The 19,126-nt window shown below is 74.4% G+C and carries 13 protein-coding genes; 6 read left to right on the plus strand and 7 right to left on the minus strand.

The window, feature by feature from the left end; genetic code table 11:
- Positions 1 to 9 precede the first annotated feature (9 nt).
- A complete protein-coding gene (locus ACH41F_RS31750; RefSeq protein ID WP_391241191.1) occupies positions 10 to 1,356 on the plus strand; it encodes a VWA domain-containing protein in 1,347 nt (448 codons plus the stop codon).
- A 59-nt stretch (positions 1,357 to 1,415) separates the two neighbouring features.
- Positions 1,416 to 3,197: an FHA domain-containing protein gene (locus tag ACH41F_RS31755; RefSeq protein ID WP_398838586.1), complete on the plus strand. Its 1,782-nt coding sequence runs from the start codon at positions 1,416 to 1,418 to the stop codon at positions 3,195 to 3,197.
- Between the two features lie 20 nt (positions 3,198 to 3,217).
- On the opposite strand, the gene ACH41F_RS31760 is transcribed toward ACH41F_RS31755, so the two are convergent.
- Entirely contained in the window at positions 3,218 to 4,204 is a 987-nt protein-coding gene (locus ACH41F_RS31760) for a methyltransferase domain-containing protein (RefSeq protein WP_398838588.1), read from the minus strand.
- Positions 4,205 to 4,328: 124 nt separating this feature from the next.
- On the opposite strand from ACH41F_RS31760, the gene ACH41F_RS31765 reads away from it, so the two are divergent.
- The 4 genes from ACH41F_RS31765 (at position 4,329) to ACH41F_RS31780 (ending at position 11,835) form a co-directional block, all read left to right on the plus strand.
- The gene (locus ACH41F_RS31765) at positions 4,329 to 4,733 is read left to right on the plus strand and encodes a globin (RefSeq protein WP_391241183.1); all 405 of its coding nucleotides are present in this window, start codon (positions 4,329 to 4,331) and stop codon (positions 4,731 to 4,733) included.
- Positions 4,734 to 4,879: 146 nt separating this feature from the next.
- A complete protein-coding gene (locus ACH41F_RS31770; RefSeq protein ID WP_398838590.1) occupies positions 4,880 to 8,143 on the plus strand; it encodes an FtsX-like permease family protein in 3,264 nt (1,087 codons plus the stop codon).
- 1 nt (position 8,144) lies between these two features.
- Complete coding sequence (locus tag ACH41F_RS31775) at positions 8,145 to 10,835, plus strand: FtsX-like permease family protein (RefSeq protein ID WP_398838592.1); 2,691 nt, start codon at positions 8,145 to 8,147, stop codon at positions 10,833 to 10,835.
- A gap of 28 nt (positions 10,836 to 10,863) precedes the next feature.
- Positions 10,864 to 11,835: an ABC transporter ATP-binding protein gene (locus tag ACH41F_RS31780; protein ID WP_398838594.1), complete on the plus strand. Its 972-nt coding sequence runs from the start codon at positions 10,864 to 10,866 to the stop codon at positions 11,833 to 11,835.
- 64 nt (positions 11,836 to 11,899) lie between these two features.
- On the opposite strand, the gene ACH41F_RS31785 is transcribed toward ACH41F_RS31780, so the two are convergent.
- From ACH41F_RS31785 to ACH41F_RS31810, 6 genes are all read right to left on the minus strand, one after another.
- Positions 11,900 to 12,571 (minus strand): hypothetical protein, encoded by a 672-nt coding sequence (locus ACH41F_RS31785; RefSeq protein WP_391241172.1) that lies wholly within the window; start codon positions 12,569 to 12,571, stop codon positions 11,900 to 11,902.
- Positions 12,568 to 12,981: a thioesterase family protein gene (locus ACH41F_RS31790; protein WP_391241169.1), complete on the minus strand. Its 414-nt coding sequence runs from the start codon at positions 12,979 to 12,981 to the stop codon at positions 12,568 to 12,570. The genes ACH41F_RS31785 and ACH41F_RS31790 overlap by 4 nt, the downstream gene beginning before the upstream one ends.
- A 6-nt stretch (positions 12,982 to 12,987) precedes the next feature.
- Positions 12,988 to 14,652, minus strand: coding sequence for an energy-dependent translational throttle protein EttA (ettA, locus tag ACH41F_RS31795; RefSeq protein ID WP_391241166.1), 1,665 nt, complete (start codon positions 14,650 to 14,652; stop codon positions 12,988 to 12,990).
- Positions 14,653 to 14,806: 154 nt separating this feature from the next.
- Entirely contained in the window at positions 14,807 to 16,201 is a 1,395-nt protein-coding gene (locus tag ACH41F_RS31800) for a Cys-Gln thioester bond-forming surface protein (RefSeq protein WP_398838597.1), read from the minus strand.
- 263 nt (positions 16,202 to 16,464) lie between these two features.
- Positions 16,465 to 16,923: a single-stranded DNA-binding protein gene (locus ACH41F_RS31805; protein WP_398838600.1), complete on the minus strand. Its 459-nt coding sequence runs from the start codon at positions 16,921 to 16,923 to the stop codon at positions 16,465 to 16,467.
- 253 nt (positions 16,924 to 17,176) lie between these two features.
- A complete protein-coding gene (locus ACH41F_RS31810; protein ID WP_398838602.1) occupies positions 17,177 to 19,126 on the minus strand; it encodes a YfjP family GTPase in 1,950 nt (649 codons plus the stop codon).

The raw sequence follows: 19,126 nt of genomic DNA on the forward strand, positions 1-19,126 counted from the left end.
GCAGCAGGCATGGCCAATTTCTCGAAGTCGAACGTGCCGCAGTTCTCGATGGACGTGTACCAGAACGAGTACCTGCCGGAAGGCGGCCGTGAGGTCAACGCCATCGTCACGGTGACCGCCACCGGGGGCGGCACGATCGGCAGCGCGGTGACGGCACCGCACCTGTACGGACCGGGGCAGGGCCCGGACGCGGCCGTGGCGATCATGGTCGACTGCTCGGGCTCGATGGACTACCCGCCGACCAAGATGCGCAACGCCCGCGACGCCACGGCCGCCGCGATCGACACCCTGCGCGACGGGGTGCACTTCGCGGTGATCGGCGGTACGCACGTGGCCAAGGAGGTGTACCCGGGCGGGGGCCGGCTCGCGGTCGCCGACGCCACCACCCGCGACCAGGCCAAGCAGGCCCTGCGCAAGCTCAGCGCGGGCGGCGGCACCGCCATCGGCACCTGGCTGCGGCTCGCCGACCGGCTGCTGTCCTCGGCGGACGTCGCCATCCGGCACGGCATCCTGCTCACCGACGGGCGCAACGAGCACGAGTCCGCCGAAGACCTCAAGGCCTCCCTGGACGCGTGTGCCGGACGCTTCACCTGTGACGCCCGGGGTGTGGGCACCGACTGGGTGGTGAGCGAAGTCACAGGGATCGCCTCCGCCCTGCTCGGCACGGCGGACATCGTCGCCGACCCGGCCGGGCTCGCCGCCGACTTCACGCGGATGATGGAGACGGCCATGGGCAAGGAGGTCGCGGACGTCTCCCTGCGGGTGTGGACGCCGGTCGGCACGACCATCAGGTTCGTCAAGCAGGTCGCCCCCACCGTCGTGGAGTTGACCGACCGCCGCACCGAGTCCGGCCCGCGCGCCGGGGACTACCCCACGGGCTCCTGGGGAGACGAGTCCCGTGACTACCACCTGTGCGTCGAGGTGCCCGTCGCGCACCTCGGCCAGGAGATGCTGGCCGCCCGGGTCTCCCTCGTGGTGCCCCAACCCGACGGCACCGCGCAGAACTTGGGCGCCCAGGGGCTGGTACGGGCGGTGTGGACCGACGACATGGTCGCCTCGACGTCGATCAACCCCCAGGTCGCCCACTACACCGGCCAGGCCGAACTGGCACAGGCCATCCAACAAGGGCTCGATCTACGCAAAGCGGGCGATATGGATGGAGCAACGGCCAAACTGGGGCGGGCCGTTCAGCTCGCGAGCGCCTCGGGGAACGCCGATACTGCGAAACTGCTTGCGAAGGTGGTGGACGTGGTCGATGCCGCGACAGGTACTGTGCGGTTGAAGGCGAAGGTCGAGGAGGCTGACGAGATGACTCTCGAGACGCGGTCCACAAAGACCGTTCGTGTAAAGAAGTGACCTAGCTCTGCCCGAGTACGACCCTAGTTGGACGCAGAAGGAGAGGGGGACGCGCCGACATGCCGACCTGCCCGAACGGACACCAGTCGGGTTCCGACGACTGGTGCGAGGTCTGCGGTCACCGCATGGCTGGTGCCGTACCTCCGCCCCCTCCCCCGCCACCCCCCGGCGGTTACGGCTTCCCGCCGCCCCCGCCGGGCGCCGGCCAGGGCGGCCGCCCGCATCTGTCGGCCGTGCCGGACCCCGAGCCGGAGCTGTGCCCGCAGTGCCGCACCCCCCGCGAGGGCGGCGCGCCGTTCTGCGAGGAGTGCCGGTGGAACTTCCTGACCAACACGGCCACCTCGTACACCCCGGCCGCCCCGCGCCCGCCGGCCCCCGGCCCGGGCGTCCGCTTCCAGGGCCCGCCGCCCGGCGCGTCCTACGGCGGCGGTGACTCCTACGAGTACCAGGGCTCCCGCCCCTCCCAGATGAACCGTCCCGCCGAGCCGATCCCGCCCTTCGGAGGCGACCCCGCGGGCCCGCCCCGCCCTCCCGGCCAGAACGCCCCCGGCGGCTTCGGCGGCCCCAACGGACCCGGCGGACCCGGCGGCCCCGGCCAGGGCAACCCGAACGCACCCGGCGGCCCGGGTGGCTTCGGCGGCCCCGGTGCCACCAACGCCCCGGGCAACCCGAACAACCCCGGCGCCCCGGGCGGACCTGGCGGCCAGGGCGGGTTCGACCGCTCCGGCAACCCCGGAAACCCCGGCGGCCAGGGCGGCTTCGGCGGCCCCGGTGGTCCCGGTCGCCCCGGCGGCTACGACGGCCAGGGCGGACCCGGCGGACCCAACGGACCCAACGGACCCGGCGGACCCGGCGCTCCCGGCAGGCCGGGCGGCTACGACGGCCCCGGCGCCCCGGGAGGACCCGGTGGCCAGGGAGGCCCGGGCGGCCCAGGGGGACCTGGCGGCCAGGGCGGCTTCGACGGCTCCGGCAACCCCGGCGGCCCAGGCGGCTTCGGCGGACCGGGCGGTCCCGGTCGCCCCGGCGGCTACGACGGCCCGAGCGGACCCGGCGGTCCCAACGGACCCAACAGTCCCGGCGGACCCAACGCACCCGGCGCTCCCGGCGCCTTCGGTGGCGACCCCTCGCGGCCGGTGCCCCCGCCTCCCGGCCCGACCCCGCCCGCCGGTCCCGGTGCGACCGGTGGCGCCCCCTCGGCCTACCGGCCGTCCGGTCCCGGGGGCCCGCCCGCCCCGCCGTTCCCGCAGGAGACGGGCCGCCCCGGCGGTCCCGGTGGCTTCGGCGGCGGTGACGACGACTGGGTGATCTCACCGCCGTCCTCCACCGCGCCCGGCGGCCCCGGCGGCGGTCCGGGTGGCGGACCCGGCGGCGGCTACGGCTACCCGCAGCCCGGTGCCACCCAGGCCCCGCCCGGCTCGGGCTACCCGCAGCAGCCCGCCACGTGGGTCGCGACCATCGGTCCGGACCGCGAGTACTTCATGGCGATGATGCAGCGTTCCGGCCCCGAGGCCGCGGGACTCAACCTCCCCGCCTACTCGCCGGAGCAGCAGCGCACCCTCACCGGCAACCAGATCACCATCGGCCGCCGTCGGCACTCCACCGGCGACACCCCCGACATCGACCTGTCGGTGCCGCCGGAGGACCCGGGCGTCTCGCACCAGCACGCCGTCCTGGTCCAGCAGCCCGACGGCACGTGGGCGGTCGTCGACCAGAACTCGACGAACGGCACGACGGTCAACGGCTCCGAGGAGCCGATCCAGCCCTTCGTGCCGGTACCGCTCCAGGACGGTGACCGGGTGCACGTGGGTGCCTGGACGACGATCACGGTCCGCCGCGGCTGACCGCCGCCTCGACCCGACCCTCACCGGAGGGGCCACGCGTACGGCCCCTCCGGATCGTCCAGCCACGCCCACTCGCGCCCGCCGCTCACCGTGACGCCGTACCGCTCCCGGGGCGGCCGGCCCTCGCGCTCCCACAGCTGGTAGGCCTCCCGCGGATCGAGGCTGCCGCGGCTCAGCGTCACCAGGAAACGGAACAGCTCGTCCTGACGGGCCGCGCGCGGCACCCCGCCGAGCGGCACGGGCTCCGGCTCCGGGCGCCCCTCTCCCCGGAGCGGCACGAAGTAGGCGGGGGTGTGCAGGAAGCGGCCCTCGGCGTGGCCGGCGTCCCGGACGGTCAGCGCGATCAGGCCGGTGGCGAGCGGGGCCAGGACGTGGGCGCCGGGGGCGCACTGGGCGAGCCAGGCCTGCGGGACCGAGGCCAGGGTGCAGGTCGCGATGACCTTGTCGAAGGGGGCGCGTTCGGGGACCCCGCGCGCCCCGTCGCCGGTGACGACGAGCGGGCGGTGACCGGCCGCGGCCAGGTGCTGCCGGGCCGCCTCGGTGATCTCCGGCTCCAGGTCGACGGTGGTGACGAGCCCGTCGTCGCCGAGCCGGTGCGCGAGCAGGGCCGCGTTGTACCCGGTGCCCGCGCCGATCTCCAGGACCCGGTCGCCGTCCTCGACCTCCAGGGCGGCCAGCATCATCGCCATGAGCGAGGGCTGGCTGCTGGAGGAGACCAGTTCCCCGTCGCGCATCCGGGTCGCCAGCGGGGCGTCGGCGTACGCCCCGCGCAGCCAGCGCTCCCGGGCGCGCGGGTCGGGGCTCTCGCCCCACCGGCGCTCGTGGCCGCCCGTCCCGTCGCGGACGTAGTAGTACGGCACGAACAGGTGCCGCGGGACCGCCTCGAAGGACGCCCGCCACACCGGGTCGGCCGCCCAGGCCCCGCTCGCCTCGATCCGGCGCACCAGCGCGGCCCGTGCCTCGACGGCGAGGTCGTCCAGGTCCCGGTGGTGAGCGTGCGCACCCATGGGTCCACTGTCCTGCGCGGCCGCTCCCGAAGCGAGCGCCACGCCCGACCCCTCCGGAACACCCCCTTCCCGCAAAGGTCCTAAGCCCCAGGTCCTGGTTCCTGCCGTCTGAGACCATGGACGGGTGAAAGAGATCCGGCGCGGCACGCTGCAGACGCAGACCTTCTACGAGCAGGTCGGCGGGGAGGAGACCTTCCGCCGTCTCGTGCACCGCTTCTACCAGGGGGTGGCCGAGGACCCGCTGCTGAAGCCCATGTACCCCGAGGAGGACCTGGGCCCGGCCGAGGAGCGGCTGGCGCTGTTCCTCATGCAGTACTGGGGCGGTCCGACGACGTACAGCGAGAACCGCGGCCACCCCCGGCTGCGGATGCGGCACGCCCCGTTCCAGGTGGACCGGGCGGCGCACGACGCCTGGCTGAAGCACATGCGGGTGGCCGTGGACGAGCTCGGTCTGTCCGAGGAGCACGAGCACACGCTGTGGAACTACCTGACGTACGCGGCGGCCTCGATGGTGAACACCGCGAGCTGACCGGCTGAGTCCCGGATTCCGGTCGTAGGGCGCCGCATTCCGATCACGATCCGGTCAAGCCCGGCTCACAACCGCTTACCCACGCCCACGTCCCTCTGACAGCATCGCCGGGAGGTCTGGGCAACACGGCGGGGGGCCGGGTCGGGGTGACGGGGTTCGGGGGATTCGCGCGGTTCGTCGTGCGGCGTGCGCGGGCGCACCGCCCGCTGCTGGCCGCCGCGCTGCTGGCGGTCCTGCTGACCACGGCGGTCCTGGCCACCCTCACCGCCTACTCGGGCGCGATCGGCGACGCGGCGCTGCGCCACTCCCTCGGGGACTCCCGCAACGCCGCCGACACCGCGCTGGTGGTCAAGGCCGACGTGTCGGCCGGACAGCGCGAGGCCGCCGACACCGCCGTACGCGAAGGGGCGCGGAGGACCTTCGACGGGCTGCCGGTCACCGTGCGGACGCTCGTCCGGTCGGGCCCGTACGCGCTGCCCCGTTCCCTCCAGCCCGCCGCCGTCAGGTCCGGGGACCCGGATCTGACGCACTTCGCGGCCCTGGACCGCACCCAGGTACGGCTCACCGGGGGCCGTATGCCCGCCGCCGCCGGCGAGGTCGCCCTGCCGCAGAGCGCCGCCCGGCTGCTGAAGCTCGGGCCCGGCGCCCGGCTCACCCTCGTCGACCGCCTCGGCGGCCCGGACGTGCGGATCACGATCGTCGGCCTGTACCGGCCCGCCCGCACCGACGCCCCGTACTGGCAGCTCCTGGACGACCTGCGCGGCCGCGGGGTCAACAAGCTCGACTTCACGACCTACGGCCCCCTGCTCGCCGCCCCCGAGGCACTGACCGGCGGCCGGGTGAGCGCCGGGGCGTCGGGGTGGCTGGCGACGGCCGACTTCGCGACCCTGACGACCGGGCGGATCGGCGCGCTGCGCGAGGCGGCCCGCGACGGCGGCTCGGCGCTGCGCGGCGAGTCCGCGCTCAGCGGGACGACGGCCGCGCACACCCAACTGCCCGCCGTCCTCGACCGCGTCGAACGCGCGCTGCTCGTCTCCCGCTCCACCCTGCTGATCGTCGCGCTCCAACTCGGGCTCCTGGCGGGCTGCGCGCTGCTGCTGGTGGCCCGGCTGCTCAGTTCCCAACGCACGGGCGAGACGCGGCTGCTCAGGGCCCGCGGCGCCTCCCGGCCCCGGGTCGCGGGTCTGGCCGCCGTCGAGGCGCTGCTGCTCGCCCTGCCCGCGGTGGTGTGCGCGCCGCTGCTGGCGGGGCCGCTGACCCGGCTGCTCGCCGGACAGGGCGCGCTGGCCCGGATCGGACTGCGTCTGGAGGTGCCGGCCGCCGGCCGGGCCGGGGTGTGGCTGGTGGCGGCGGGGGTGGCGCTGGGCTGTGCCCTGGCGGTGACCCTGCCCGCGCTGACCTCGTCCTTCGCCACCGGCCGGGCGCGGGCGCTGCCGGGTGCGCTGCACTCGGGCGCGGACCTCGGGCTGCTGGTGGTGGCTGGGGTCGCCTACGGGCAGCTGAGCCGACAGACCACCGGCGCCGTGACCGACGACATCCCCCACTCTCAACTTCGTTCGAGCGGGGGGACCCCCATCGGCGCCCTCGGCGTGGACCCGCTACTGGTCGCCGCGCCCGCCCTCGCCCTGCTCGCCGGTACGGTCCTCACCCTCCGGCTGCTGCCGCCGCTGGCCCGGCTCGCCGAACGCCGGGCGGCCGCCGGGCGGGGTCTGGCCGCGGCACTCGCTGGCTGGCAGATCGGCCGCCGCCCGGGCCGCGGCGCGGGTCCGGTGCTGCTGCTGGTCCTCGCCGTCGCGTTGGGCATGCTGGCGATCGCCCAGGGCGCCTCCTGGGACCGCTCGCAGGACGACCAGGCCGACTTCCGGGCGGGGGTGCCGGTGCGGGTGCTGGCCAACGGCCAGGACGGCCTCGGCCGGACCGACGAGTACGCGGCCGTCGCGCACGTGACGCAGGCCGCCCCCGCCGTCCGCACGGACCTGCCGCTGTCCGGCGACCGCACGGCGGCCGTGCTCGCCCTGGACACCGCGCACACCTCCGACACCGTGCTGATGCGCCAGGACCTGGCCTCCGACCCGGTGGCGCCGCTGCTCGCCGGGCTCGGTCCGAAGGGCGCGTCGGCGGGCGCGAGGATACCGGCGGGCACCTCCCGGCTGCGGCTGACGGCGACCCTGAGCGGCGCCGCGGCCGGCACGGCCGCCGATGTGACGGTGACGCTGGAGGACCGCCACGGCACCCCCTACCGGCTCCCGGCGGGCACCGTCACCGGCGACGGGCGCCCGCACCCCCTCGAACTGGCCGTCCCCTCCGGCCCGTTGACCCTCACGGACGTCCAGCTGGTCCAGCCCCTCCCGGTCGGCCGGTCTCAGCAACAGCGCCTGACACTGGACAGGTTGGAGGCGGTACGACCGGACAGGGCCGTGCGGCGGCTGGAGTTGCCCGCCCACTGGGCGGCCCGGTCGCTCGCCGACGGGATCATCGAGACGCCGGACCGCGGCAACCTGCCCGGCAAGCCGCGCGTGAGCGGCTCGGGAGCGCCGACGGTCGCGTACGGCACCGGGTATCTGCCGCCCGACAACCCCTGGGTCATCGCCTCGCTGACGGTCCGCCTGCGGGTCGCCCAGCCCGCCCCGGCCCCGATCACGGCCGTGGCCACCGACCGCTACCTCGCCTCGGCGGGCGCCCGCACCGGACAGCGCGTGGACGTGCCGTTCGGCGGCCGGACGCTGCCGGTGCGGATCGTGGCCTCCGTCGAGGCGCTGCCGACGACCGTGAACGACGGCGGGGCTTTGCTGGTCGATCTGCGGTCGGTGAACCGGGTGTTGGGGGCGCGGTACGGCGAGAGCGTGACGCCGACGGAGTGGTGGCTGGCGACCGACCGGCCCGCCGAGGTCGCGGCGGCGCTGCGGGCCCGCCCGGACGTCGACCCCGCGCAGGTCGTCGTACGGGACGAGATCGCCCAGGAGTTGCGGGACGACCCGTTCGGGGCGGGCCCGGAGGCGGCGTTCACGGCGGCGGCCGGGGTGGCGGCGGCGCTGGCCGCGCTCGGGTTCGCGGTGAGCGCGGCGGGGTCGCTGCGGGAACGGGACCCGGAGTTCGCGGTGCTGCGCGCGCTGGGCGCCCCGCGGCGCGGGCTCGCCCGCACGATCGCCGCCGAGCAGGGCGTCCTGGTGACGCTGGCCCTGCTGGTGGGCGCGGCGCTCGGCACGGCCTTGGCCCGCGCGGTGATCCCGCTGGTCGTCCTGACCTCCGAGGCGACCCGGCCGGTGCCGGGCGTCCTGGTCGAACTACCGCTGCCGCGCGTGGTGTTGCTGCTGGCGGCGGTGGCGGTGACCCCGCTGGTGGTGACGGGGGTGCTGGCCTCACGGCGGGCGAATCCGGTGGTGGCGTTGCGAGAACAGGGGGGCGAGTGACGTGAGCCGAGCCCGCGCCCCCTGGATCCGTACCCGGCTGCGCGCCGCCCCCGGTGCGGCCGTCGCCCTCGCCCTGATGGTGGCGCTCACCGCCTGCCTCGCCGCGGCGTTCCCGCGCGCGGTCGACCGCTACGAGGACGCGGGACTGCACCGCGCCGTCGAGCAGGCGGGCCCCGACCGGACGACCGTACAGCTGTACGCGCAGCCCGAGTACGGCGTCATCTCGGAGCACGACGTCCGCCCCTCGACCCTGGCCGACCAGTACCGGAAGATCCTCGCGACGGTCCCCGGGCCCGTGGTCCCCGACCCCTCCCGGTCGACGTACGGCGTGCGCACCACCACCAGCATGGAGGTGCCGGACCGCTGGATCCCCCGGCCCACCGGCACACCCGCGCAGGTCACCCTGGTCGCCCAGCAGGGCCTCGCGGACCACGTCGGCGCGGTCACCGGCCGGCTGCCGCGCGCGTCGGCGCCGGTGACCGCGGCGACGCGCGAGGTGGAGGCGGCGGTCAGCGCGGCGACGGCCGCCGGCCTGCACGTCGAGGTCGGCTCCCGGTTCCACGTCCCCGGCGAGGGCCGCGCCCCGCTGGTGGTCCGGGTCACCGGCATCGTCACCCCGCGCGACCCGGCCGGCGCCTACTGGTCGACGCACCCCGTCCTGCACCGCCCCTCACTGGTCCCCGTCCCCGGCGCGAACGCGGAGAAGTACTGGCTCGGCGCCCTGCTGCTCGCCCCCGACGCGGCCCCGGCGCTGCTGGGCACCCCCGGAAACCCGTGGCGTTACTGGCAGTTGGCGCCCGACACCGCGCAGCTGCACGCCTATGACGCCGACCGTCTGAAGACCGCGGTGGCGTCCCTGGAGGCCGGTCCGGCGCTCCAGAGGATCCGCGAGGTGACCGGCCCGCTCACGGACGCGGACACCGACCTCGACGAGATCCTGACCGGCTACGAGCGGCTGCGGGCGGGCGTCACCCCGCTGGTCTCCGTCGCCGCGGTCGGCGCGGGCACCGTGGCGGGCGTCGTGCTGCTGATGGCGGGCGGGCTCGCGGCCGACCGCCGGCGCACCGAACTCGCCCTGCTGCGGGCCCGCGGCGCGTCCCTGCGGGGCCTGGCGGGCCGGCTGTTCGCCGAGACGGCCACGGTGGCCGTCCCCGCGGGCGCCCTGGGCCTGACGGCGGCGCTGCTGCTGATCCCCGAGGGCCGCACCCCGTACGCGCTCGCGGCGGCCGTCGCGGTGACGGTCGCCGCCTGCGCCGCGCTGCCCGTGCGCGCGTTCGTCGTCCACCGGGTGGTACGGATCCACACCGGCCGCGAGGACGTGGCCACGGCACGCCCCTCCCGGCGCCGCACGGTCGCCGAACTCACCCTGCTGGTCCTGGCCCTGGCCGCGGTGGAGACCCTGCGCCGACGCGGCGCGCAGGGCGGCGAACTGTCGTACGTGGCACCGGTGTTGACGGCTGTGATCGCGGCCCTGGCCCTGGTGCGGCTGTACCCGCTCCCGCTGCGCCGGCTGGCCCGCCCAGCCGGCCGCCTGCGCGGGGTGGTCGCCCCTCTCTCCCTGGCCCGCGCGGGCCGCACCTCAGCCTCCGCGGTCCTCCCGCTGCTCGCCCTGCTCACCGCCCTGACGACGGCGGCCTTCGGCGGCTCGGTCCTGTCCGGGGTGAGCGAGGCCCGCGACCGGGCGGCGCTCCTCGCCGTCGGCGCCGACGCCCGCGTCGACGCCGACGAGCCCCTGCCCGCCGCGCTGCCCGAACGGGTCCGCCGTACGCCGGGCGTCCGGGACGTGACGGCGGTGAGCATCGCCTACGACGCCCGGCTGGCCGACGGCCGGGAGTCGGCACCGCTGGTGGGCGTGGACCCGGCCGGCTACACGGCGCTGGCCTCCCGGACGGGCCTGGGCCCCTTCGACCAGGGCGAGTTGACGACGACGGGCGGCGCGCTGCCCGCGGTGGCCTCCCCCACGGTCGCCGCGACCTACGGCGACCGCCCGATCGAGGTGCGCCTCCAGGACGGCACCACCTTCACCGTCCGTGTCACGGCGGTCCGCGAGCGCACCCCGGCCGTCGCGGGCACCGAGTTCCTGCTCGTGGACCGGGAGTCGCTGCCGGGGACGGCGGCCCGCCCGACCGCCCTGCTCCTGACCGGCCCGCGGATCGACGCGGCCGTCCTGCGCAAGGTGACGGACGGGTCGGGGCACCTCCAGCTGAGGTCGCGGGAACGCGCCCGCTATGCCGGCTCCCCGCTCCAGTCGGGCGCCGAGGACATCTACACGGCCGCGGTGCTGGCGGGCGCCGGCTACGCGGTCCTCGCCCTGCTGCTGTCCCTGCTGCGCGCGGCCCCGGAACGCGTCGCCCTGCTGGCCCGGCTGCGCACCATGGGCCTCACCCGCGCCCAGGGCCGGCGGCTGCTGATCCTGGAGTCCCTGCCCCAGGCGCTCCTGGCGGCGGTGGGCGGCGCATCGACGGGGTGGGCGACCGTGGCCCTGCTGTCCCCGGGCATCGATCTGACCACCATCGCCCTGGCCACCGCCCAGTCGCCCGCGGGCCGGGCCGAGTTGAGCACCTCCCCGCTCTCCCTGGCGGTCCCGGCCGCCGCGGTGGTGCTGGTGACCGTGGGGGTGGCCGGGGTGCAGGCGTGGTGGTCGGGGAGGCGGGGCTCGGTGGGCGAGCTGAGGGCGGGGGACGCGCGATGAGCAAGCCGGACGACTTCAGGAGGCCGCAGTGACCACGAACCCGACCCTCGCCGACCTGACCACCCGCGCGACCTCGGCCCGCGACACCCCCGCCTACGGCCACGACGCCCTGATCACCTGCGACCGCCTGGTCCGGATCTTCACCACGGACGGCATCGAGGTCCAGGCGCTCCAGGGCCTGGATCTGCTGGTCCGCGAGGGGGAGCTGATGGCCCTGGTCGGTGCGTCCGGCAGCGGCAAGTCCACCCTGATGAACATCCTCGCCGGCCTGGACACCCCCACCGCCGGCGCGGCCCGGGTCGCCGACCACGACCTGCTCGCGATGACCCCGAAGGACCGCCTCGCCTACCGCCGCACGACCGTCGGCTTCGTCTGGCAGCAGACGGCCCGCAACCTGCTCCCCTACCTGACGGCGGCCCAGAACGTCAGCCTGCCGATGCAGCTGGCCGGCCGGGTCGGGCTGTCCGGCCGCGCGGCCCGCAGGGCACAGGGCGAACGCGCCCTGGAACTGCTGGAGCTGCTGGAGGTGGCGGACTGCCGGGACCGCCACCCGCGCGAGATGTCCGGCGGTCAGCAGCAGCGCGTGGCGATCGCCGTGGCCCTCGCCAACGCGCCCGCCGTCCTGCTCGCCGACGAGCCCACCGGCGAGCTGGACTCCCACACCGCGGAGCAGATCTTCGCCGCGTTCCGCATCGCCAACGAGCGGCTCGGCACGACCATCGTCATCGTCACCCACGACCAGGCGGTGGCGAGCGAGGTCCGCCGCACGGTGGCCATCCGCGACGGCCGCACCTCCACCGAGGTGCTGCGCCGCAGCGAGGTGGACGCGACCACCGGCCACGAGACGGTCGTGGCCCGCGAGTACGCCATGCTCGACCGCGCCGGCCGCCTCCAGCTCCCCGCCGAGTACACCGAGGCCCTGGGCATGCGGGACCGCGTGGCACTGGAACTGGAGACGGACCACATCGGCGTGTGGCCGGACGACAGCGAGCACGCCTGAGAGGGCACCCGGGGACGTGTCCGCGGGGTGCTTCGACCGCCGGGGGACACGACCGCGGGCGGACTCAGCGGACGCTGACGCCCAGGGAGCCGAGTCCCGCGCGCCGCACGGCGATCGAGCCGTAGGGCGTGCGCAGCCGCAGCCACGCGCCCGACGCCAGCAGCGCCAACTCCTCGGTGGCGGACCGCAGGAACCCCAGCGACTGGGCCGCGTGCACGGCCCGCACCGGCAGCTCGGTGTCCCCGACCGTCCGGGACCAGATCTCCCGCCCGATCCGGTCGAGTTCGGCACGGGTACGACTCTCGGCCGCCAACTGCTGCGTACGGGACCGGAATTCGGCGACCCCCGCGCCCACCATCGCGCGCAGGTCATCCGCCGCGGGGAGCCCCGGCACCGGTTGCCACCCGCCACGCGGCGGCAGCACCCCGGCCCACGGCGGCCCGGTCACAGACCCCGGCACCGTGGCGGTCGCGCCCGTCTCGTCCACGGTCTCCAGCAACTCGCCCGCGGACACGGTCACATCGAGCGTGGCGTCCAGCCCGTTCTCGTACGGCTTGGCCAGCCGCACCGCGCGGATCGCCAGCACCTCGAAGGACGGCGGCCGCCCGAACACCGCGAGCGCGGTCCCGGAGGCCTGGAGCCTGACGGCCGCCCCACGGTCGTAGTGGAGCAGCCGCGAGAGGAAGGCCGCGAGATCCGCCGCCTCCCCCTCGTCGGCGAGATGGAGCACCGTCATGCGGCGACGGCCTCCTCCTCGGCGTCGTCCCGGTACCCCTCGAGGAACTCCCGCTCCTCGGCGGTGATCCGGCGCGGCCGCTGCGTCTCGAAGTCGAAGGGCACGATCACCGTCGAGGCGCGTACGTAGATGTCGGCGCCGTCCTTCACCTCGTAGGCGATGGTGAAGGACGCCGCCCTTATCTGCGTGACCCACAGCTCGATGTCCACGGGCGTGTGCCGGTGGACGAGCTGCCGCTTGTAGTCGATCTCATGGCGCGCCACCACGGACCCCTGCTTGAAGTCCTTCTCCGGGCGGAACAGGAAGTCGATACGGGCTTCCTCCAGATAGCGGAGGAAGACCACGTTGTTGACGTGGCCGTACGCGTCCATGTCCGCCCAGCGCAGCGGGCAGTGGTAGATGTGCCGCAAGATCGATCAGCCCCGGGTCAGCTTCTTGTAGGTGGCGCGGTGCGGACGCGCGGCCTCGGCGCCCAGCCGCTCGATCTTGTTCTTCTCGTACGACTCGAAGTTGCCCTCGAACCAGAACCACTTGGAATCGCCCTCGTAGGCGAGGATGTGCGTGGCCACCCGGTCAAGGAACCACCGGTCGTGGGAGACGACCACGGCCGCACCCGGGAACTCCAGCAGCGCGTTCTCCAGCGAGCCGAGGGTCTCGACGTCGAGGTCGTTGGTCGGCTCGTCGAGGAGCAGCAGGTTGCCGCCCTGCTTGAGGGTGAGCGCGAGGTTGAGGCGGTTGCGCTCACCACCGGAGAGGACACCGGCGGGCTTCTGCTGGTCGGGCCCCTTGAAGCCGAAGGCCGAGACATAGGCACGGCTCGGCATCTCGACCTGGCCGACGTTGATGTAGTCGAGCTCGTCGGAGACGACCGCCCACAGGGTCTTCTTCGGGTCGATGTTCGCGCGGCTCTGGTCGACGTACGAGATCTTGACGGTCTCGCCGACCTTGATGGTGCCGGAGTCCGGCTGCTCCAGGCCCTGGATCATCTTGAAGAGGGTGGTCTTGCCGGCGCCGTTCGGGCCGATCACCCCGACGATGCCGTTACGCGGCAGCGTGAAGCTCAGGTCGTCGATGAGGACCTTGTCGCCGAAGCCCTTGGTGAGGTTGTTGACCTCGACGACGATGCTGCCGAGCCGCGGGCCCGGCGGGATCTGGATCTCCTCGAAGTCCAGCTTCCGCATCTTGTCGGCCTCGGCGGCCATCTCCTCGTAGCGAGCGAGACGCGCCTTGGACTTGGCCTGCCGCCCCTTGGCGTTGGAGCGGACCCACTCGAGTTCTTCCTTGAGCCGCTTCGCCCGCTTGGCGTCCTTCTGGCCCTCGACCTTGAGACGGGTCTGCTTGGTCTCCAGGTACTTGGAGTAGTTGCCCTCGTAACCGTGCAGCCGGCCGCGGTCGACCTCGCAGATCCACCCGGCGACGTTGTCGAGGAAGTACCGGTCGTGGGTCACGGCCACGATGGTGCCCTCGTACTTGGCGAGGTGCTGCTCCAGCCAGTTCACCGACTCGGCGTCGAGGTGGTTGGTGGGCTCGTCGAGCAGCAGCAGGTCCGGCGCCTCGAGCAGCAGCTTGCACAGCGCCACACGCCGCTTCTCACCACCGGAGAGGTTGGTGACGGCCCAGTCGCCGGGCGGGCACCCGAGCGCGTCCATGGCCTGCTCGAGCTGGGCGTCGAGGTCCCAGGCGTTGGCGTGGTCGAGCTCCTCCTGGAGCTTGCCCATCTCGTCGAGCAGCGCGTCGCTGTAGTCGGTGGCCATCAGCTCGGCGATCTCGTTGAACCGGTCGAGCTTGCCCTTGACCTCCGCGACGCCCTCCTGGACGTTCTCGAGGACGGTCTTGTCCTCGTTGAGCGGCGGCTCCTGCAGCAGGATGCCGACGCTGTACCCCGGCGACAGGAACGCGTCACCGTTCGACGGCTGCTCCAGCCCCGCCATGATCTTCAGAATGGTCGACTTACCGGCACCGTTCGGGCCGACCACACCGATCTTCGCGCCAGGCAGGAAGTTCAGCGAGACGTCGTCAAGGATGACCTTGTCGCCGATTGCCTTGCGCGTCTTGCGCATGGTGTAGATGTACTCAGCCAAGAGAAACCGTCCGGCAGCTTGAAATCTGACAGTGGGCAGATACACCCCATCTTGCCTGACGTCCATCCCCGGACGGAAACCCGTACGTCAGGGCCTCTCAAGACCGGCTCCGCCAGGTAGTCAAGCCGTCACGGAACGTCAGACACCCCGCGCCTCAGTCCCGCGCAGGCGTCTTCTTCCTGCGCACCAGCACCAGCGCCGCCCCGCCGATCACCACCAGCCCGATGGCCGTGCCGGCGATCACCGGTGTCGCGCTGGAGCCGCCCGTCGCGGCGAGGTTGGTGCCGGTCACGGCGTCGCCCGCCAGGAGGGGGGTCGGCTCGCTCAGGGTCTGGGTCGTGTCGCCCGTCTCGGCGCCCTGGGTCCGGCAGTCGAGGACGCCGGTGAAGCGCTTCTCGAGGCCGCCGGGGCCAGTGATGGTGAAGTCGTACGCCTGGTCCTCCTGGAGCGGGATCGTGACCGTGCGCGTCTCGCCCGCCGCGATGGTGTGCTCGATGCCCGACAGCTCGAAGGTGAAGGCGGCGTCGCCCTCGTTCGTCGCCGTGATGTCCACGCCGCCCTCGGCGCAGTTCTCCGCCGCGGACAGCGCGGGTATCGCACCCCGATCCGCCCAGGTCGCGCTCGCCGTCGCCGAGACCGTCGACTCGCTGGAGCCGGCCAGGATCTGCGTCTGGCTCCTGCTCTCGGAGGTGAAGGCACGCCCCACCGGCACGGTGGTGGACGCCTGCACGGTCAGCTCGGCCGAGCCGGGCGCCGCGTCCTCGGGCACGTCGAAGAACAGCTCCGTGCCGTTCACCGCCGAGGTCAGGGGCTTACCGTCCTTCCCCACGACCCGTACTCCGCCCGTCACCGCGTCCGCGGGCGGCGCCACCGTCACGCTGCCCGCGTTGGTGTGCACCGTCACCGGTCCGAGCAGTCCGCCGGGGCGGCCGGAGACCGCGGCGGGGTCCAGGCTCAGCGAGGCCGCGGGCTCGGCCAGGTCGCGCGCGCTCTTGTGGAGGTAGTCGGCGAGCCTCTCCGCCTGCGGGTCGACGGCGTCGACGTCCGCGGCGTCCGAGTAGCGCCAGATGGCCACCTGGGTGCCGGCCGCCGCGTCCTGCTCGGTGAGGCCGCCCGGGACACCCGCCTTGGCGGCGAGCGCCGCGAGGTCGTTCACCTGCGGGTAGGAGTTCTGGAGGATCCAGCGGATCTTCCCGGCGTCCTTGTTGGCGGCGAGCGAGGTGCCGCTCCACGCCGTCTCGGCGTACCGGGCGTCCGCCTGCGTGGGGGTGTGGAGGTCGACGCAGTACGTCTGCAGGGTGCCGCCGCCGTCGACGGACATCTCGAACAGGCCCGCCGAGACCTCCAGGTCCCCGGAGTCGTCGTGCAGGACGGCCTCGCCGTACGTCTTCAGCCCGCCCATGGTCGCGGTGGCCCCGCCCTGGTTCTGTGCCGTTCCGTCGGCGGCGACGGCCGGACCGGCACCTGCCGCCAGCGCACCTGCCGCGACCAGCGCGGACACCAGCGTCGCGGCGGCACCGCGGACCGCTCCTCGCCCGCACGCGGACAACAACGCACAAAACACAGAATTCCCCTTCTGGCAGGACCCGTTGACGTGGGGGAACGGTCCCACCAGCAGAATCAGCAGCCCCTCGAGCTCTGCCCGGCATCCTAGATATGTGCCCGCACCACGGTTCCCGGTGATGCCGTCGGGCGACCGATCCGACTCGGAATCGTTATCGCCAAGATCGCCGCCGGGCAGGGCTTATCGACAAATCCACCGGGGTCGTTCGGTACGCATTCGCCGATAAGCCGCACTTCGGTCCGCTGACGTCAGGTCACCGCGACGGGCTCCGGCTCCCGTTGGGCCTCGGTGTCGTCGGCCGGAGTCGCCCAGTTCGGCTCGGGCCGGGCGGGCAGGCCCGTCGTCTCCGGTTTCTGCTCCCGCCGGAACATGGACGTGCCCCGCGCCATGTCGTGCCCGATCGCCACCGCGTCGATGTCCGCCGAGGTCCGGCTCTTGCCGTCGACCACATCCGAACGGATCTTCAGCCGGCCCTGCACGACCACCGGCTCCCCCACCGACAGACAGGCCGCCACGTTCGCGGCGAGCTGCCGATTGGCCCACACCGTGAAGAAGTTGGTGTGCCCGTCCTTCCACTCGCTCCTCTCGCGGTCCAGATAGCGCGCGGTGACCGCGAGCCGGAACCGCGCCGAGGCGCCGTTCTCCGTCTCCCGGAACACCGGCTGCGTCGCCACGTTCCCCACCACGCCGATGATCGTCTCGTTCATCTCGAACCCCTCCCGGATACGCCGACGGGCCCGTCCCGTACGGCTGCGTCTGCTCCGCCGACCGCGTCCGCCGCGATCGCCGTGAGGCCAGACTGCCTCCGCCGGCCCGAGCCCGCCGAGCCCTGTGGACCACCGGCCCGCCTGTGGACAACCGCGTCACCCGAACGAGAGCGAACCGCCCCCGCGAGGAGTACGCCAACTCGCGAGGACTCCACGAACTCGCGAGGACTCCACGAACCGCCCTCGCGAGAGGTCACCGCACCCCCGCCTCCACCCCCAACACCCTCCCGTACTGCTCCCGGACCTCCCGGTACCGCAGCAGCTCCGACGCCACCGGATCCAGCACCCGGGCCCGCCCGCACCCGGCGGCCGCCTCCCTGAGCCGCCGCTCGGCCTCCATGCCGTAGCGCCGCGCGGGCCCGCGTGCCGCCATCCGGCAGCTCCACTCCACCAGCGGCCCGCCGATGATCCCGGCCACCATCAGCAGCACGGGCACGCCGAGGTTGGGCGCCATGAACCCCACGATCTGGCCCACCAGCCACAGCCCGCCCACGACTTGGAGCAGCGTCATGGACGCCTGTGCGAAGACCGCGGCCGGCCACCACCCCGGTCGCGGCGGCCGACCCGGCGGCAGTCCCGCGCGCGCGGTGAGTTCGTCCAGCGCCTCGGGCAGCCCCTGGGAGCCCCGCGCGGCCGCCTCGCGCACCGCCAGTGCCCACGGCGCCGGAAGCCCGGCGGAGGCCCGTTCGGCCACCGTGCGCACCGCCTGCTCGACGCGCTGCCGTGCCGTGGCCTCCTCGTCGGCCGGGGCGCGCAACGGCAGTCGCCCGGTGGTCGGTTCCAGCCGGTCCTGGTACCACCGCCACAGCCGCAGCCACGGCGTCCCGCACGCGCGGTTGGCGTTGCGCAGCCACGCCCGCTCGGCCGCCTCGCCCGCCGCCGTGGCGCCCACCGCGTCGGCGAGCCGTGCGGCGAACTCGTCCCGTGCCTCCTCGCTGAGGCCGGTGCGCCGCCCGGTGGCGTACACGGGCCGCAACCGCCACGCGGCGGCGTCCACGTCGGCCGAGATGCGCCGCGCGGGCGCCCCGCGCTCGGCGACGAACTGCCCGAGCGCCTCACGGAGTTCGCCGACGCCGTCGCCCGTCATCGCGGACAGCGCGAGCACGGTGGCCCCCGGTTCGCCGTACTCGCCCAGCGCGATCCCGTCCTCGTCGAGCAGCCGCCGCAGATCGTCGAGGACCTGCTCGGTGGCCTCGCCGGGCAGCCGGTCGATCTGGTTGAGGACGATGAACATGACTTCCGCGTGTCCCGCCATGGGCCGCAGATACCGCTCGTGCAGCATCGCGTCGGCGTACTTCTCGGGGTCCACGACCCAGATGACGGCGTCGACGAGGCCGAGGATCCGGTCCACGTGCTCACGGTGCTGCACGACCGCCGAGTCGTGATCGGGCAGGTCGATCAGCACCAGTCCGCGCAGCAGTGCCTCCGACTCGGCGCTCTGCAGGGGGCGCCGCCGCAACCGGGGCGGGATGCCGAGCCGCTCGATGAGGCTCGCCGAACCGTCGCTCCAGCTGCACGCGATGGGCGCGGCCGTCGTGGGACGTCGTACGCCCGTCTCCGAGATGGCCACCCCCGCCAGCGCGTTGAACAGCTGGGACTTCCCGCTGCCGGTCGCGCCCGCGAGGGCGACGACGGTGTGCTGCCCGGACAGTCGGCGCCGTGCCGCCGCCTCGTCGAGCACCCGCCCGGCCTCGGCGAGCGTCCGGCTGTCGAGCCGGGTCCGGGAGAGCCCCACGAGCTCGCGCAGCGCGTCCAGACGCGACCGCAGGGGTCCGTCGTACGCCAGCGGGGCCGCGGGCCGGGCGGCGGCGCCCCGGGTCTCGACGACAGCCACCGGCTCGGCGCCGGTGGTCTCCCCGACCCGTCGCGCGATCAGCCCGTCGTCCCAGCTCTCCGCCGAGTCGGCAGCCTCCTCGCCCCGTTCCGTACGCCCCTTCGCGCGCTCCACGCGGTCCATCCGTGCCTCCTCGCGGCCGGGGTCCCGGTCGTCCGCCGTGCGCGCGTGCTGCTCGCCGCCGGACTCCTCACGCTCCTCCTCGGCGGGGTCCACGGCGTCGTCGCCCTCCCTCGGCGCGGTGCCTGTGTCCTCGGAGACGGCGTCCTCCGTGTGATCGGTGTGGTCCTGGTCAGTGACGGCGGTCAC

Origin of the sequence: Streptomyces sp. NPDC020489 (assembly GCF_044386545.1) — a bacterium.
Taxonomy (GTDB): domain Bacteria; phylum Actinomycetota; class Actinomycetes; order Streptomycetales; family Streptomycetaceae; genus Streptomyces.

Bases quoted from the DNA above. Each gene is read 5' to 3' on its own strand.
- ACH41F_RS31750 (WP_391241191.1), top strand. From the start codon at position 10: ATGGCCAATTTCTCGAAGTCGAACGTGCCGCAGTTCTCGATGGACGTG.
- ACH41F_RS31755 (WP_398838586.1), top strand. From the start codon at position 1,416: ATGCCGACCTGCCCGAACGGACACCAGTCGGGTTCCGACGACTGGTGC.
- ACH41F_RS31760 (WP_398838588.1), bottom strand. From the start codon at position 4,204: ATGGGTGCGCACGCTCACCACCGGGACCTGGACGACCTCGCCGTCGAG.
- ACH41F_RS31785 (WP_391241172.1), bottom strand. From the start codon at position 12,571: ATGACGGTGCTCCATCTCGCCGACGAGGGGGAGGCGGCGGATCTCGCG.
- ACH41F_RS31805 (WP_398838600.1), bottom strand. From the start codon at position 16,923: ATGAACGAGACGATCATCGGCGTGGTGGGGAACGTGGCGACGCAGCCG.